This is a genomic window from Photorhabdus hainanensis (genome assembly GCF_018448965.1).
GTDB classification, from domain to species: Bacteria; Pseudomonadota; Gammaproteobacteria; order Enterobacterales; family Enterobacteriaceae; genus Photorhabdus; species Photorhabdus akhurstii.
This window is the reverse complement of the sequence record NZ_RCWD01000012.1, coordinates 127,371-127,968: the sequence shown is the minus strand read 5'-3', so window position 1 is coordinate 127,968 and position 598 is coordinate 127,371. Positions and strand designations below refer to the sequence as shown.

Genomic DNA, 598 nt, shown 5'->3' with positions numbered 1-598 from the left:
ACTGCTTTATCTGGGGCTTCTCAATGCACAGGAAAAATGGACAATGCCAATACAGAGCTGGAATCTAACGCTGTCGCAACTCTATATTTACTTTGAAGGACGTTTGGATAATGTGATAACGTTGTAACCGCTCAATTAGCGTGACACAGAATTCTGAACGCCCTCGAATGAAGTCAAATCATTCACTCATCACCAAATTGAAATTATTAATAGCTCATCATCCGACTCATTAAAACAGCAAGAGGTCGCCTCAGAAGATAAAGCTAATCACCCCATTTTTTCATTCCAGAAGCGGCATTTTAAAGTTGCAATAACACCTTCATAATATCAATGGCTTTTAATCATTGCACATGTGGCAAATTCCCCTGTATCAGAGTTTGTAAATTTTGATACCTTACAACAAATTGAGGTTTCGACGAAACAGAACGAGTCTGGTTTTATCTTCGCTGGACAAACGTAAAAGTCCCTTATATAGCCATCATCCTGAATAAGAACAAAAATGCCGATCTTGAATATCGGCATTTTGTTGTGAAAGAGAAGATTAATTTAATGCTTTAACGCTTCAATTTTATCCCGGCTCAGCCCAGTACTGGTGACA

At 38.5% G+C, this 598-nt stretch carries 1 pseudogene; it reads left to right on the top strand.

From position 1 onward, the window contains the following. A pseudogene (locus tag EAE92_RS09860) lies at positions 1 to 127 on the top strand (IS256 family transposase); the annotation flags it as partial. Between the last annotated feature and the right edge of the window lie 471 nt (positions 128 to 598).